13 protein-coding genes, 1 other RNA gene, 1 riboswitch and 1 other annotated feature are annotated in these 15,059 nt (G+C 36.7%); of the genes, 1 reads left to right on the top strand and 13 read right to left on the bottom strand.

The genetic code is table 11. From position 1 onward, the window contains the following. Window positions 1-170: 170 nt before the first annotated feature. From BLE01S_RS05195 to aroC, 6 genes are all read right to left on the bottom strand, one after another. On the bottom strand, window positions 171-680 hold the full coding sequence (locus BLE01S_RS05195) for an isoprenylcysteine carboxyl methyltransferase family protein (RefSeq protein WP_066137924.1): 510 nt from the start codon (window positions 678-680) through the stop codon (window positions 171-173). Then, window positions 680-1,762, bottom strand: coding sequence for a type III polyketide synthase (locus BLE01S_RS05190; RefSeq protein ID WP_066140931.1), 1,083 nt, complete (start codon window positions 1,760-1,762; stop codon window positions 680-682). Before BLE01S_RS05190 ends, BLE01S_RS05195 begins: the two co-directional genes overlap by 1 nt. A gap of 147 nt (window positions 1,763-1,909) precedes the next feature. Further along, a complete protein-coding gene (gene aroA, locus BLE01S_RS05185; protein WP_274379898.1) occupies window positions 1,910-3,199 on the bottom strand; it encodes a 3-phosphoshikimate 1-carboxyvinyltransferase in 1,290 nt (429 codons plus the stop codon). Window positions 3,200-3,211: 12 nt separating this feature from the next. Further along, the gene (locus BLE01S_RS05180) at window positions 3,212-4,321 is read right to left on the bottom strand and encodes a prephenate dehydrogenase (protein ID WP_066140926.1); all 1,110 of its coding nucleotides are present in this window, start codon (window positions 4,319-4,321) and stop codon (window positions 3,212-3,214) included. A gap of 18 nt (window positions 4,322-4,339) precedes the next feature. Continuing rightward, entirely contained in the window at window positions 4,340-5,419 is a 1,080-nt protein-coding gene (gene hisC, locus BLE01S_RS05175) for a histidinol-phosphate transaminase (protein ID WP_066137921.1), read from the bottom strand. A gap of 38 nt (window positions 5,420-5,457) precedes the next feature. Next, on the bottom strand, window positions 5,458-6,630 hold the full coding sequence (aroC, locus tag BLE01S_RS05170; protein WP_066137918.1) for a chorismate synthase: 1,173 nt from the start codon (window positions 6,628-6,630) through the stop codon (window positions 5,458-5,460). Window positions 6,631-6,685: 55 nt separating this feature from the next. Then, window positions 6,686-6,914: a binding site (T-box leader), on the bottom strand. Window positions 6,915-7,283: 369 nt separating this feature from the next. On the opposite strand from aroC, the gene BLE01S_RS05165 reads away from it, so the two are divergent. After that, a complete protein-coding gene (locus tag BLE01S_RS05165; RefSeq protein WP_411825150.1) occupies window positions 7,284-8,372 on the top strand; it encodes a bifunctional 3-deoxy-7-phosphoheptulonate synthase/chorismate mutase in 1,089 nt (362 codons plus the stop codon). A gap of 72 nt (window positions 8,373-8,444) precedes the next feature. Here BLE01S_RS05165 and BLE01S_RS05160 read toward each other — a convergent pair whose 3' ends face one another. The 7 genes from BLE01S_RS05160 to gpsB all read right to left on the bottom strand — a co-directional run bounded on the left by BLE01S_RS05160 (window position 8,445) and on the right by gpsB (window position 14,975). Next, entirely contained in the window at window positions 8,445-9,749 is a 1,305-nt protein-coding gene (locus tag BLE01S_RS05160) for a nucleobase:cation symporter-2 family protein (protein ID WP_066137915.1), read from the bottom strand. After that, window positions 9,746-10,333, bottom strand: a complete 588-nt coding sequence (locus BLE01S_RS05155) for a xanthine phosphoribosyltransferase (RefSeq protein WP_066137912.1) — start codon at window positions 10,331-10,333, stop codon at window positions 9,746-9,748. Before BLE01S_RS05155 ends, BLE01S_RS05160 begins: the two co-directional genes overlap by 4 nt. Window positions 10,334-10,474: 141 nt before the next feature. Beyond that, window positions 10,475-10,576, bottom strand: a riboswitch (purine riboswitch). A gap of 80 nt (window positions 10,577-10,656) precedes the next feature. Beyond that, the gene (locus BLE01S_RS05150; RefSeq protein WP_066137909.1) at window positions 10,657-12,585 is read right to left on the bottom strand and encodes an ATP-dependent DNA helicase; all 1,929 of its coding nucleotides are present in this window, start codon (window positions 12,583-12,585) and stop codon (window positions 10,657-10,659) included. Window positions 12,586-12,649: 64 nt separating this feature from the next. Beyond that, the gene (locus tag BLE01S_RS05145) at window positions 12,650-12,829 is read right to left on the bottom strand and encodes a hypothetical protein (protein WP_066137902.1); all 180 of its coding nucleotides are present in this window, start codon (window positions 12,827-12,829) and stop codon (window positions 12,650-12,652) included. A 57-nt stretch (window positions 12,830-12,886) separates the two neighbouring features. Beyond that, window positions 12,887-14,035: a THUMP domain-containing class I SAM-dependent RNA methyltransferase gene (locus BLE01S_RS05140; RefSeq protein ID WP_111703450.1), complete on the bottom strand. Its 1,149-nt coding sequence runs from the start codon at window positions 14,033-14,035 to the stop codon at window positions 12,887-12,889. A 167-nt stretch (window positions 14,036-14,202) separates the two neighbouring features. Then, window positions 14,203-14,604, bottom strand: an RNA gene (gene rnpB, locus BLE01S_RS05135) — RNase P RNA component class B. Window positions 14,605-14,675: 71 nt separating this feature from the next. Further along, window positions 14,676-14,975, bottom strand: coding sequence for a cell division regulator GpsB (gpsB, locus tag BLE01S_RS05130; protein WP_066137898.1), 300 nt, complete (start codon window positions 14,973-14,975; stop codon window positions 14,676-14,678). Window positions 14,976-15,059: the final 84 nt, after the last annotated feature.

Raw genomic sequence — 15,059 nt, 5'->3', positions numbered from 1 at the left:
TTTCCACTTGTTTCTTCTAATTCTTCCCTAATCACGTTGATTAAAACAAAACTTCCTCATAAGCTGACTTGAAGCCTTCTACACTACTAAGATGTTACGTCTTCATATAAAAAAACAAGAAAGTCCCTTTTCAAACATCCTAAGGTTGTTTAGAAAGGGACCTCTCACGATTAATAATCTGTATTTTCACGAAGTGCTTGTTCTTCTATCGGTATTCTAATAGCTAAAATAATTTGATTTAAGAAGAAAAAAGCAATCATGGTTAAGTACGCTTGGAACATGAGTGGCAAGATGATTAATTCGATCGTAACAATTAAATAATTTGGGTGTTTGATCAATTGGAAAGGACCTTTCCTCACAATATTACTTCCTGGCAATACAATTATTTTTGTATTCCAATACTTTCCTAAAGACAAAATAACCCATATTCTAGCCGTTTGAATTATAAAAAAAATAAATAGTAATATAAGCCAATATGGATGCACAGATTTGTTGGTAAATATCACTTCGACAATAAGCGAGATAAAGAAACTTATATGCATGAGGACCATATACACATAATGACTGTGTCCATATTCAATTGCTCCTTGGCTTTTCATCCATTGTTCATTTCTATCGGCCAGCATTAACTCTAATAACCGTTGGATTACTACGAATGTAAATACAATCCAAAATAACATTATTCCCACCTAACGAGTAATAGTTCAGAACTAAAACCCGGACCTAAAGCAGCAATTAAACCACTTTCACCTGTTCTAATTTCTTTTTCCATAAATAATTGCAATACAAACAATACGGTTGGAGAGGACATATTTCCAAACTGACTCAAGATATGTAGAGAAATTGCTGTCTTCTCTGGTGAAAGTGCAAACGCCTTTTCATAAGACGAAATAACTTTTTTTCCACCTGGATGCGCAATAAAGTGTTCTATATCTGCAATCGTTATATTATTTTTTTCTAGGAACTTGCTGACATTTGGTTCAAACCAGTTTTCTACTAGCGTAGGTATGCTCTTAGAAAATACAACATACAAGCCATTATCTTTAATATCCCAGCCCATCACATCAAGTGATGCCGTCATTAATGTAGACTGTGTATCAATAATGGTCGGTAATGGGCGACTTGTATATGTAAGATACTCTACTTCATCTCCACCCAGTAAAACGCTAGCTGCACCATCCGCAAATAAAGAAGTTCCTATTAAATTACTCTTACTGAGGTCATCTTTTTGAAAAGTAAGACTACATAATTCAATAGTTACAACAAGTACTTTAGATTTTGGGAATGCCTTGCAATAGTCATGTGCACGAGCTAGACCTGCTGCACCACCTGCACAGCCAAGCCCCCATATTGGAATTCTTTTCGTATGTTCAGAAAATGGTAAGTAATTCATGATTCTAGCTTCAAGACTAGGAGTGGCTAGGCCCGTTGAGCAAATCATAAATATCGCATCAATTTCCTCATATGAGACTGATTGTTTAAGCATGGAAGATTTTAAACAAGCATTAATCGATTCAATACTAAGCTTCACAGCGGCCTCTATAAATGCATCATTTTTCTCTGAAAAAGAGTGTGTTTGCTTGTACCAGTCCATATCTTTGACAAAATGGCGCTTTTTAATTTCACCATTATGGAAAACCTTTAATAAACGGTCGAGATCTTTCACTGACGTAGAGAATAATTGCTTGGCGAATTCCATTGTTTCTGTTTGTGTTACGGAGAATTCTGGAATTCCAGTTCCAACCGACATAATTTGTGGCACACGCCCAGCTCCTTTCATCCATAATCCCATCTGCAAAAAATACGAACCATCATTGTTCATATTAAGAAGAATGATGGTTCGTATTATTATTGTTACCCAATTCGCATATTAAAATAACCATAAAAACATAGGGACATTACTATCAATTTAATTATTTACCTTTAACTTATCTAATTGTTCAAAGAATCCAGGATATGAAATGGAGATTGCTTCACTGTGCGCTATTTTTGTATCTCCATTCACGAGACATCCTGCAATTGCCAACATCATACCAATTCGATGATCACCGTGACTTTCTACATCTGCAGCATGCAATAAAGATTTTCCATAAATCTTCATCCCATCATCAGTAGCCTCTATATTTGCCCCCATCTTTTTCAATTCTTCAACAACAGCATCAATTCTATTCGTTTCTTTCACTTTTAATTCAGCCGCATCTTTAATAATTGTCACACCTTCTGCTTGTGTTGCAGCAAGTGCAATAATAGGTATTTCGTCAATCAATCTAGGAATAATTTCCCCGCTGATTTCCACCGCTTTTAAGTTCGATGTAGAAATAGTAATATCTGCGAAAGGTTCTACTGCGTTCTCGTCTACATTATCAATAGTTAGTTTAGCTCCCATTGATTTTAATATATCAATAATCCCAGTTCTTGTAGGATTAATACCGACATTTTTGATTGTAATCATACTATTTGGTAGAATCGCCCCACCTACAAGGAAAAAAGCAGCTGAAGAAATATCTCCTGGAATGTTAATCGTTGTTCCCTTGAGTATTTGTTTTCCTTGAAGCGACTTTTTCAAACCATTTTCTTGGACTGTACAACCAAAGGCTCTTAACATCCGCTCTGTATGGTCTCTAGATAACTCTGGTTCCGTAACAGACGTTACACCATCAGCATATAATCCAGCTAATAATACAGCAGACTTTATTTGCGCACTTGCAACTGGCGATTGATAATTAATCCCTTTTAAGCCACCACCTCTGACACTTAATGGTGTATATGAACCATTTGATCGTCCATCTATTTGTGCGCCCATTTCTTTCAATGGAATTGTTACTCTGTCCATTGGCCGTTTAGCAATCGACTCATCTCCAATAATGTTTGTGTGGAAAGGCAAATTAGCTAAAATCCCAAGCATCAACCTTATTGTTGTACCAGAATTTCCGACATCCAATACTTCACTTGGTTCTTTTAATCCATCTAAGCCATTCCCGTTTATTTCTACGTAATCCCCATCTTGATGAATATCCACTCCTAATTTTCTAAAACACGCGATCGTATTTAAACAATCATCGCCTGTAAGTAGCCCGGTAGCGACCGTTTTACCTTGCGCAATTGCTCCAAACATGACGGAACGATGGGAAATAGATTTGTCACCTGGCACTTGCATCACGCCATTTAATTGTACATTCTTACTCGTTACTGTCGCCAATTCAGCCACTCCTCACATACTCATATACGTTTTATAGCCTCTATTATTTAAGCTTTTCTTTGCTTTTTCTAAATCATTTTCTGTTTGAAAACTTACTCTTAATACACCATATACATCTTCACGCGCTTCAATAATTCGAATGTTCGTAATACTAATATGTTCTTTTGCCAATAAAGTGGTTATATCTGAGATGACTCCTGGACTATCTAGTACATCTACATATAAATCATAAAATGCAGCTATGGCACCTTTGGCCCTTACTGGTAAAGAATCGCGAAAATGTTTTGCACCAGAAAAGTATTCGTATAATTGATTGCTATCACCATCATTAAGTAATTGACGAATTTCACTCATCTCTTTTTCCCATTCGTTAAGTAATGACAGAAGCATCGGTTGATTATGTTTAACTATATCACGCCACATTTCTGGACTACTTGACGCAATTCTCGTGATATCTCGAAAGCCACCCGCGGCGAGACTGCTAATATGTTCATTACCTGAAGCGTACTTTTCCACTTGACGTACTAAACTAGCAGCTACAATATGCGGAAAATGACTGACTACGCCCGTAACCAAATCATGTTGCTTAGCATCCATCATAATGAAATTTGCTTTTGTGCCTTTAAGCCAATTTTTTAGTTCAGCGATTATCGAAGGATCCACCTGTTCGGTTGGCGTTAAAATATAAAAAGCATTTTCAAATAAATGTGCTTTAGCACTTCCTGGTCCTACTTTATGGGAACCAGCCATTGGGTGACCACCAATAAAAACAGCACCATGAAAAGAAAGCGATTCTGCTTTCTCAATAATTCTCCCTTTTGTACTACCGACATCAGTGATAATCGTATGATCGCGTAAAGGTAGATTAGCCAACACTTGCAAAATTTGTTCTGCTTTCTCAACAGGACATGCAAGAATAATGAGATCGGCTTTTACTGCCTCTTCTTCCATATTATCAGTGTAAGCATCAATTACGTTCATTTTTTGGGCTAAAATACAGTTATCCCGTTTAATATCACAACCTATAATAAATGCATCATGTTCTTTCTTAATTGCTAAAGCAACAGAACCGCCTATTAGACCGACACCTATTAATAAAACATGCTTTCTATCATTTTTCATTTTCAACGGCCACACTCTCTATTGTTTTACAAGAATCATTTTTTCTATCTGTTCCAGTAATTCTTTATTTTCTTGTTCTCTGCCAACTGTAATTCTTACACCTTTTGGAAAAGCTCGAACAATAAAGCCTCTTTCAAGCAAATGCTGAAATACTTCTTCGCTGGATTTTCCAGGTATATTGATATAAATGAAATTTGTTTGCGAAGGATAGAATGTGATTTGATGCTGATCGAAAAAATCATAAAACTTTTTGATTTCTTCCCTGTTCTTTTTCACACTATGACTTACAAATTCTAAATCTTGTAACGCGGCGATCGCCGCTGTTTGTGCTAGGACGGATGTATTGAACGGGAGCCTAGCTATTTCTAATTGTTTTATAAAAGCAGATGAACCAATGCCATAACCAATCCTAAATGCTGCGAGCCCAAAAGCCTTTGAAAATGTCCGCAAGACGAGTAAATTTTCATATTGCTTTAATAATTCAATCGTTTGTGGGTAATCATCAGCTATCGCATATTCATAATAAGCTTCATCAAGAACAACAAGTACATGTGATGGAACCCGAGATAAGAACTGTTCCAAGTCTTTTTTACCCACATAAGTTCCTGTTGGATTATTCGGATTACAAATCCAAATAACTCTTGTGTTGCCATCTATTTTACTGGCCATTCCGTCTAAATCATGGGTGCCATCTTTCAAAGGTACCTCACGAATTTCGGCATTTTCAATTACTGCATGATGTTTATATTGGGAAAATGTCTCCTCTGCCATAATGGCATTTGTTTCTGGTGATAAGATGGCCCTACTAATTATTTGAATGAGTTCGTCTAAACCACTTGAAAATAGAAGCTGATCTTCATTAACTCCCACATATCGAGCTACCGTTTCCCTTAATTCAACTGCTGCACCATCTGGATAAATAGCAAAACTCGGAATAGCTGTAGATATAGCTTCTAATACAGTTGGCGAACTGCCATATGGATTTTCATTAGATGCCAACTTAACGATCTTTTCTAGGCCATATTCTTTTCTAACTTCCTCACTAGATTTCCCAGGGACATATGCTTTTAATGTAAGTAGTTGTTTTTTGACCTTCATGTCTTCCCGCCTTTTCAAAATGAAATTATCCTATTTAATTAGAAATCTCGAGCGTATGTTTGATGATTATTAATATTTTCTTTAATCGAATCCATCCGATCACGGCCGAATTGTTCTACTAACGCATTTGCCAATTCCCATGCAATAACTGATTCTGCTACAACACTTGCTGCCGGCACCGCACAACTATCTGAACGTTCAATGCTTGCTTTGAAAGGCTCCTTTGTATCAATATCGACACTTTGTAATGGTTTATATAATGTAGGAATTGGCTTCATTACACCTCTAATAACAATTGGCATCCCTGTTGTCATTCCACCTTCAAATCCTCCTGCATTATTTGTACCGCGTGTATAACCATTTGTTTCGTCCCAAAATATTTCATCATGAACCGTACTACCTGGTCTACTCGCTGCCTCGAATCCAATACCTACTTCTACACCTTTAAATGCATTAATGCTCATCATGGCTCCAGCGAGTATCGCTTCTAATTTGCGATCATAATGTACATAACTACCAACGCCGATCGGCATTCCTTCCGCGATTACTTCCACTATCCCTCCAATGGAATCGCCATTTTCTTTCGCTGAGTCGATGGCACGCATCATCTTCTCACCTGCTTGCTCATCAAGGCAACGAACGGGAGATGCTTCTGTTATTGTTTGCAATTCTTCTATAGATTGGTAATTTGTATTTTCTGATTTCACTCCACCTATCTCTAACACATGGCCGCCGATATGAACACCGAGCTCTTTGAGGATAATTTTGGCAACTGCACCAGCAGCTACTCTAACTGTCGTTTCACGCGCCGATGACCGCTCTAACACATTTCTCATGTCACGATGGCCGTATTTTATTGCGCCATTTAAATCAGCGTGACCAGGTCGTGGTCTCGTTATTTTTCTCTTTACTTCTTCATGTTCCTCGTCACTGATAGGTGCTGCTCCCATTATTTTTGTCCAATGTTTAAAATCATTGTTTTCCACGACTAAAGCAATAGGACCTCCGAGCGTCAAACCATGACGAACGCCACTCGTAATGTGAACTTGATCTTTCTCAATCTGCATACGTCTTCCTCTACCATATCCTTTTTGTCTTCTTGCCAATTCACTATTAACCATTTCAGCTGTTAAATGTAAACCTGCTGGAACACCTTCTATAATCGTTGTTAATTGCGGACCATGGGATTCTCCTGCTGTTAAATATCTCATTTTTTATTCCTCCATATTTTTAAATTGATAAATACAAAAATCGCCCCTGCTAAATAGCAGGGACGATTGAATATCGCGGTACCACCCTTATTGTGGACAGATGCCCACCTCTCGATTGGATAACGGTGCTACCGTCTTTTTTTACTGATTGGCTAAAGCCAAATGTTCGAAAAAGAAGCTCAAGGAAGTAATTCGCAATCAGATCTGTGCTGATTTCCACCAACCATCAGCTCTCTGGATTTTACAGGAATATGATCGCTACTGTGCCCTATCATTGCTTTAATTTTTAATTATATAAATTCAATTTTAACCACAAAAATGATAAGTTGTAAAGCAAAATTTCATTTTTTCTAAAATTATGCCAATTACTCATATTTATAGTCTCGCATTTAATTTATTATTTTATTCATACATCACAACCCTTTTTCTGCACATTATTCAAAGATAAACATCAAATATAAAAAAAACGAAAAATATTCTGATTATCTATTGACAGTTAAGAAAATAAAGTCTAATGTATTGAGCTATCAACAAAAATAATCTCTAACACACTTTACAGCGTTGAAGCTTTAAAGTAAAAAAGTTTGTATGTTATTTTGATGAATATTGTGTTATTGTTGAATTATGATGTTAAATACAAGGAGGGCTTATCGTTGTCTGAACTAGAATTATTAAGAGCTAAAATCGAAAAAACGACTTTACAAATGTTAGAGTTGTTTAATGAACGAGGTAAAATTGCGCAGGAGATCGGCAAATTAAAGGAAATGCAAGGCGTTAAACGCTTTGATCCTATTCAAGAAAGAAAGTTATTAAATTTACTTGCTGAACATAACGATGGTCCATTTGATACTACGACTGTTCAACATGTTTTCAAAGAAATTATTAAGGCAAGTCTTGAGCTGCAAAAAGATGATAACAGGAAAGCACTCCTTGTATCTAGGAAGAAGAAACCTGAAGATACAATTGTATCCATTTTAAATGAAAATATTGGTGACGGAAATGCACATTTCATTATGGGTCCATGTGCAGTTGAAAGTTATGAGCAAGTAAAAACAGTTGCACAAGCAATGAAAAAACAAGGATTAACACTTATGCGTGGTGGAGCTTTTAAACCAAGAACTTCTCCATACGATTTCCAAGGTCTAGGTTTGGATGGTTTGAAAATTTTACGACAGGTTGCAGACGAAGAAGGAATGGCTGTAATTAGTGAAATTTTAGATCCGAATGATATGGAAGTAGCTTTGGACTATGTCGATGTTATCCAAATTGGTGCTCGTAATATGCATAACTTCGAATTATTAAAAGTCGCAGGTGCAACAAACAAACCTGTTTTATTAAAACGTGGATTATCTGCAACTATTGAAGAGTTCATTTATGCTGCTGAATATATTATTGCGCAAGGTAATGATCAAATCATTCTTTGTGAAAGAGGAATTCGCACATACGAGAGAGCAACTAGAAACACGCTTGATATTTCAGCAGTACCAATTCTAAAGAAAGAAACTCACTTACCTGTAGTTGTTGATGTGACGCATTCTACAGGACGTAAAGATCTATTACTCCCTACTACAAAAGCAGCAATTGCTGTTGGTGCTGATGCGGTCATGGCTGAGGTTCATCCAGATCCAGCAGTTGCATTATCAGATTCTGCACAACAAATGGATATTGCAGAATTTAACGCATATATGGATGAAGTGAAAGAATTTGCAAAGGTAGTTCAAAAATCACCTGCACAAGTTTAAAAATTTAATTATAAATAAAGCCCCCTTTATGAAAGCTTTCATAAAGGGGGCTTTTTATATGAACAAACAATATCATCCTACTTTTTGTTCCTCTAATACTACTAGCTTCTTTTTACGAGAAGGAATCATATTAAATAAAATATTTAATATGATTGCAGTCATACTACCTGCAACAATTCCGTTGCTCGTTAAGATTTGCAAGCTAGATGGAAGTTGCGCAAATAGTTCTGGAACAACTGTAACACCTAAGCCAATTCCAATAGAACACGCAATAATCATTGAGTTTTCTTGTGAGGAACCCATCACATTACTTAGCATTTTTATCCCTTGTGAAATTACCATTCCGAACATAGCGACCATTGCACCACCAAGGACTGCATTTGGAATGATCGTTGTAACAGCACCTATTTTCGGAATAAATCCCAGTGTAATCAACATACCACCCGTAATATAAATAACATTCTTCGTTTTAACACCTGACATCTGCATTAATCCAACGTTTTGTGAGAATGTCGTATATGGAAAGGAATTAAATAAACCGCCTAAAATGATTGCTAGTCCTTCAGCGCGATAACCCTTTGACAAATCATCTTTTGTTAAATCACGTTTACAGATATCTCCTAATGCAAAATAGACTCCTGTAGATTCTACTAAACTCACCATCGCCACTAATATCATCGTGATAATTGCAGACCATTCAAATGTTGGTAGACCAAAATAAAATGGCTTAACGATATGGAGCCAAGAAGCATCTAATACAGGTCTAAAATCTACCATCCCTACAATCGCAGCAACAATAGTACCAACTACTAATCCTAGTAATATAGAGATTGCTCTAAGAAAACCGGTGGAAAATCGATAGACTAAAATGATAAATAGCAGTGTTCCAAATGCAAGTGATATATTAGTCACGGAACCAAAATCAGCAGCTCCATCTCCACCACCCATATTATTAATTGCTACTGGTATTAATGTTATTCCAATTATTGTGACAACAGAACCAGTTACAACAGGAGGAAAAAAGCGAACTAATTTACCAAAAAATGTACTAATTACGACAACGAATAAACCAGAGACGAGAATAGCACCATAAATGGCCGATATCCCAAACTCTCCACCAATTGCAATCATTGGACCCACTGCTGTAAAAGTACATCCGAGTACGACTGGAAGACCAATACCAAAGAATCGGTTATTCATTACTTGAAGAATCGTTGCCACGCCGCACATTAATATATCAATCGAGATGAGATAGGTTAATTGTTCCCCTTGTAGGCCGATCGCAGCGCCAACAATAAGTGGTACGAGAACGGCACCCGCATACATCGCTAACACATGTTGAATGGCAAGAGCCGATAAACGAAGAGGACCTTTCATCGAACAAGTTCCTCCTCTAGAAAGGACACAGTGCCATTTTCAAGACTTTTTAAGATCGCTAATGACTCAACGCGAATGCCTTTTTCTCGAAGCATACGGCCACCGTCTTGGAATCCTTTTTCAATTACAATTCCAACCCCGACGCTACTTGCACCAGCTTGATCGATGATATCCATTAACCCAAGTACAGCTTGTCCATTAGCAAGAAAATCATCAATGACTAATAGTTTATCATCAGCATGAATGAAGTCTTTCGATACACAAATTTCATTTGTTTCTTTTTTCGTGAAAGAGGTAACTTCTGCTACATAAAGGTGATTATTTAATGTTAGTGATTTACGTTTACGAGCAAAAATCACTGGTACACCTAGCGTTAAACCGGCCATAAATGCTGGAGCAATTCCCGAGGATTCAATTGTTAATATTTTCGTTATTCCAGTATCTTTAAATCTTGCAGCAATCTCTTCCCCGGCCAATTTCATTAACTCTGGATCTAATTGATGGTTCAGAAATGAGTCGACCTTTAACACTGTATCTGATAAAACCGATCCTTCATTTATTATTTTCTCTTTTAATTCTTTCATTTTGCTTTTCCCCTTTCGAATTTAAAGCCCATAGGCAAAAAAATGAAGCCTATAGACCCCTGCATCCAAACATGATTATGAGTGGAGCAATGTCCTTCGAGCTTCTATATTCGAAAGGAATATAAAGGTTCCGTGAAACACGATCCCTTCATTGCTGCTCATAGTCGATTTGTTTACGGCAAACCGGTAGAAACTTGCGAGCCATATCCCCGCGATTATATGAGTGAATGCGATTAAGAATGTAACTATTATAACATTAGAAGGTCATTTTTCAATCCTATTACAAGTTTTATATCTAGGTAGAATATTCAATAACTTATCCCCTAAAATAAATATGTGGCAGGAACTGGTAAGTTCTTTTTCACTTCTGATAAAACACTAGCTCTTTCTTCTTCTTTTAGCCATATATGAATCGTACCTGTGTCGGTGGAAGTTCTTATTACTCTTCCAACCCCTTGTTTTAACCTTAATAGCATATACGGAAGGTCCACCTCTAAATATGCGTTTTTCGCTCCACTTCTTTTTGCATCAAATACAGGATCATATGGAGGAAAAGGAAGAGATGCGATGAATACATTCTCAAGGGCAGAACCTGGTATATCGAGGCCTTCCCATAATGTATATGCACATAATACCATTTCTTCTTGCGCTTGGAATTGTTGGATGAGGTTACTAATTTCAGCATCACCTTCGTATATAACCGGTAGATCACTATATTGTTCATCTAGCAAATATGTTTTAAACTCTGCTAAATCCCATTTATTATTGAATAATACTAAAGATTTTCCTTGAGCTTTGGTAATAGAATTCAAAATATGTTGCCATTTTTTTGTACGATCCTCTTCCGAGTGGATGGTGATCGCCAACTTTTCTTCGTAATCAAAAGGCGACGGAACACTAAGTGATAAATAATCGTCCACACCTAACGTATTACTCAAATAAGTAAAATCACCATCAGTTGAAAGTGTTGCCGAAGAAAAAATATAAGGAATTTTATTTTTGAATACACGATTACCTAATATTTCACCAATCAGTCGAGGCATAATGACTAATATTTGACCTGTAGAGCCATTTTCAAACCAAATGATCCCTTTATCATCCTCTATTAAAAGTGTTAAAGAATAAATAATTTGATCTAAATACTCTTCTACAATTCTTAGTTCGTATTCATCAATTGTATATAACTCCGATTCAAATACTAACTCTTCTGCTAGCAAATTTATCTTTTCTAATAATAGATTTGCCAAGACCATTATTTGAGGTGTCTTTTGTAGTTCCATTCGCTCAGATCCTTTAACCGGCTTAGCGACCTCACTTAGAAGCGAAAACAAACTACTATTTAATTCAATAACTTCTTCTATTGTGATTAGTGTTTTTTCACGAACATCATTCTCTTGAAGTCTGTTTAATAATAGATCTAGCATTTCATCACTAATTCGATAGGTTAATGCCTTTTGACTTGCGAATTCCAATAAATGCCCTTCATCAAATACTACACTACTTGGATCAGGCAGAAGAGGCAGCTGCCCTTCTCGAATTCTCGAATCCTTTGTCCATATGTGCTCCATATAAAAATCATGTGAACATACTACAAGATCAGTTGCTTTTCGGTAATGATCACGATTTAGTGTTTGTCCACAACGATGGCGCTTTGAACACGATAAACAATCCTGAAGAGAGTCCCATGCTATATCTTTCCACTCTTCTTCATTTAAACTTGGATAATCTTTACGATCACCATATCTGAAAAACTGGTTCATTGAAGAATTATCATGTACAAACGGAGGTAGCTCTTCATATATATTATTATAGATCTGCGTATCAGATTGACTTATCGCTCGATCTAACTTTTGCAAACACAAATATTGATCTCTTGATTTCGCTAATCGAACATCAATTTCCATTCCAAGTGCTTTTTCAATTTTTTTAATATCGCCTTCTTTTTTTACAAGTTGTTCAATTAAAGATTCATCCGCACAAGCAATGATAGCTGGCTTTCCTATGTATCTGGCATAAGCAATCGCATATAATAAATATACTAATGTTTTGCCTGTCCCTACCCCTGCTTCACCAAAAATCACCTTTTTATTAGAAAATGCCTTTTCTAATTGAAAAGCCATAAAAATTTGTTCATCTCGCAATTCATAGCCCTTGCTCGGTAAAATATCATAAAACACATCTCCGATCCAATCTTGAAGCTGCTCATAAAATGAACTTGTTTTAGTTAATTCGAATGGAAGTGGTTGCCGCATTTCTAGTTTCCTCCTGATATGAAAAACAAATGAAAACGCAAGTGCGAAAACGAGCACTTGCGTTTTAAGTGTATCGATTATTTCTTTCTGGTGACAATATATGATTTAATGCTCGGTTCAGACTATTTTCCGCTTCTTTTAGATTATCTAAAGCTTGTTGCGATGTTTCGCTATGACGAAGTAATTCGCCTGACGATGAAATAGCCTTTGTAATCTTTCCAATTTCCAATATCTCATTATTCATGAAAACCCCACTCCTTGCTGAATGATATACATAAAGTATATTCAGCAAGGAGCATTATTATACGTTTTGATTCGTTCTTGGTGGTCGTGGCCCCCAATACTGATACAAATCAGTACGAATAAAACCATTAAATAATTTCCTTTTTTTCGTTGCTTGTTTTCCATACAACTTTTCAAATGCTGGATGAGAGGTAAGAATATAATAAGACCATGTATCAAATTCTTGAAAAGTCTTACCAATATCACGGTACATTCGTTCCACCATTTCTTTGTCACCGATTCTCTCACCATAAGGTGGGTTGGATAATACGACACCATATTCCTTCTTTGTGCTGAAATCAGTTGCTTGCATTTGTTTAAAAGTGACTAGCTCTCCTAATCCAGCTTCGAAAGCATTCAGTTCAGAGATTTTAATCATATTGTGGTCAATATCTGTTCCGTGTATATCAAGTGGCTGATCATAATTCGCTAGGTCTTCTGCTTCTTGTCTTGCTTTGTCCCATATTTGGTCGTCCATCCATGGCCATGCTTCACTTAGAAAATCCCGATTGAACCCTGGAGCAATATTTTGACCAATTAACGCTGCCTCAATTGGAATAGTTCCGGATCCACAAAAAGGATCATGAAAGGGTCTATTAGGTTGCCATTTCGTTAATTTTACTAGAGCAGCAGCTAAAGTTTCTTTCAACGGTGCTTCACCTTGCTGAGCCCGATATCCTCGTTTATGTAATCCAGCTCCAGATGTATCGATCGTAAGTAATACCTTATCTTTTAATAAAGCCACTTCGATTTTAAATAATGCCCCTGACTCCTCCAGCCAAGACGACTTGCTGTAAGCTTTTTTTAATCTTTCAGCAATGGCTTTTTTTACGATCGCTTGACAATCTGACACACTAAATAACTTCGATTTCACTGATTTACCTTGAACAGGAAATTGAGCATTCTCAGGAAGAAGTTCTTCCCAATTGATTGCTTTTGTTTGTTCAAAGAGATCATCAAAAGTTGTAGCAGTAAATTCACCAACAACTATTTTCACTCTATCCGCAGTCCTCAACCACAGATTAGAACGAGCAATGGCGAGTTTATCTCCTTGATAAATTACTTTTCCATTTTCAACTTCACAAGTATAGCCGAGCGCTCTAACTTCTTCTGCTGCAATAGCCTCGATTCCCATCGCAGTTGTAGCAATTAGCTTAAAAGTTTTCAATTAGACCCATCCTTAAATAACTGATTTATGTCTCATATTATCACCAATAAAGAACCCTCTTTTAAAAGTTGTCCACAAACCTATCTTTTTATAAATTTAACAATAAAATAATGCCCTTCTCATAAATGAAGAAGGGCATATCGTAGTGCATGAACCTATAATAACATTCATGTAAGCCATGTTCTGTACCTTCGTACTACATGCGGTCATAGGTGGACCTCGTACTCCAGCGGTAATCATCTATCTGCAGACTATTTAAAGATAGCCTGCCTCTTTCTTTGTTCAATTCCTCAGAAAGAGTGCCCCTACCAATATTTGAGTTTCTCGCTCGCGGGGTTTACCTCGTTCCACCTCTATTGTTTCCAACAGAGCTTCGTCACTGTGGCACATTATAGGTAGTCACTCCATATTCATTAAGAACTTAGGTGTTTTCCCTGCCGTCAGTCCAGATATTCTCCAAACTGCCCTGGCTTATTATTTCGCCAGGCGCGATCACTACGGGCATCTCAGCACCGTGCGAGCATGGACTTTCCTCTGCCGACAATAGTCAGCAGCGATTACCCGAATGTTATTAGCCTCACCGACTTTTTATTGTAATACTTTTCTCTCTCTGTTGCAATAGCAAATAAAAAAATAAAGATTATTCGTCTAGCTTACTACCAAATACATGTTTTTCTAAATTCGACAAACGTTTTAGGATATCAAAATTTGTTGTACCTGCGGGTTGTACAGGTTGGCGACGCGTACTCACTTCTAACTGCTTTTTCAATCGCAAGTTTTCTTGCTGCAGTTCATCAATTGTCATATGCATCGTTTCATAATCTTTAATGATTATATCTAAAAATTTGTCCACATCTTCTTGTTTATATCCACGTACACTCGTTTTAAATTCTTTTTCCAATATTTCTTTTGCTGTCAGTTTTAATTTATCAGCCAACATCCGAAACACCACCTCGACATTCACTGTACAATATATTTATAATGTCAAAACAAACTCATTTTGTCAATTTTACAATCTTTATTT

Source organism: Lederbergia lenta NBRC 16444, from assembly GCF_001591545.1.
Classification (GTDB): Bacteria; Bacillota; Bacilli; order Bacillales; family Bacillaceae_C; genus Lederbergia; species Lederbergia lenta.
This window is presented reverse-complemented; position numbering and strand designations above follow the sequence as displayed.

Excerpts from the sequence above, each read along its gene's own strand:
- BLE01S_RS05150 (WP_066137909.1), bottom strand. The coding sequence starts at position 12,585 with ATGCGGCAACCACTTCCATTCGAATTAACTAAAACAAGTTCATTTTAT.
- BLE01S_RS05145 (WP_066137902.1), bottom strand. The coding sequence starts at position 12,829 with ATGAATAATGAGATATTGGAAATTGGAAAGATTACAAAGGCTATTTCA.
- hisC (WP_066137921.1), bottom strand. The coding sequence starts at position 5,419 with ATGAAGGTCAAAAAACAACTACTTACATTAAAAGCATATGTCCCTGGG.
- BLE01S_RS05195 (WP_066137924.1), bottom strand. The coding sequence starts at position 680 with ATGTTATTTTGGATTGTATTTACATTCGTAGTAATCCAACGGTTATTA.
- BLE01S_RS05180 (WP_066140926.1), bottom strand. The coding sequence starts at position 4,321 with ATGAAAAATGATAGAAAGCATGTTTTATTAATAGGTGTCGGTCTAATA.
- BLE01S_RS05155 (WP_066137912.1), bottom strand. The coding sequence starts at position 10,333 with ATGAAAGAATTAAAAGAGAAAATAATAAATGAAGGATCGGTTTTATCA.
- gpsB (WP_066137898.1), bottom strand. The coding sequence starts at position 14,975 with ATGTTGGCTGATAAATTAAAACTGACAGCAAAAGAAATATTGGAAAAA.
- BLE01S_RS05160 (WP_066137915.1), bottom strand. The coding sequence starts at position 9,749 with ATGAAAGGTCCTCTTCGTTTATCGGCTCTTGCCATTCAACATGTGTTA.
- aroC (WP_066137918.1), bottom strand. The coding sequence starts at position 6,630 with ATGAGATATTTAACAGCAGGAGAATCCCATGGTCCGCAATTAACAACG.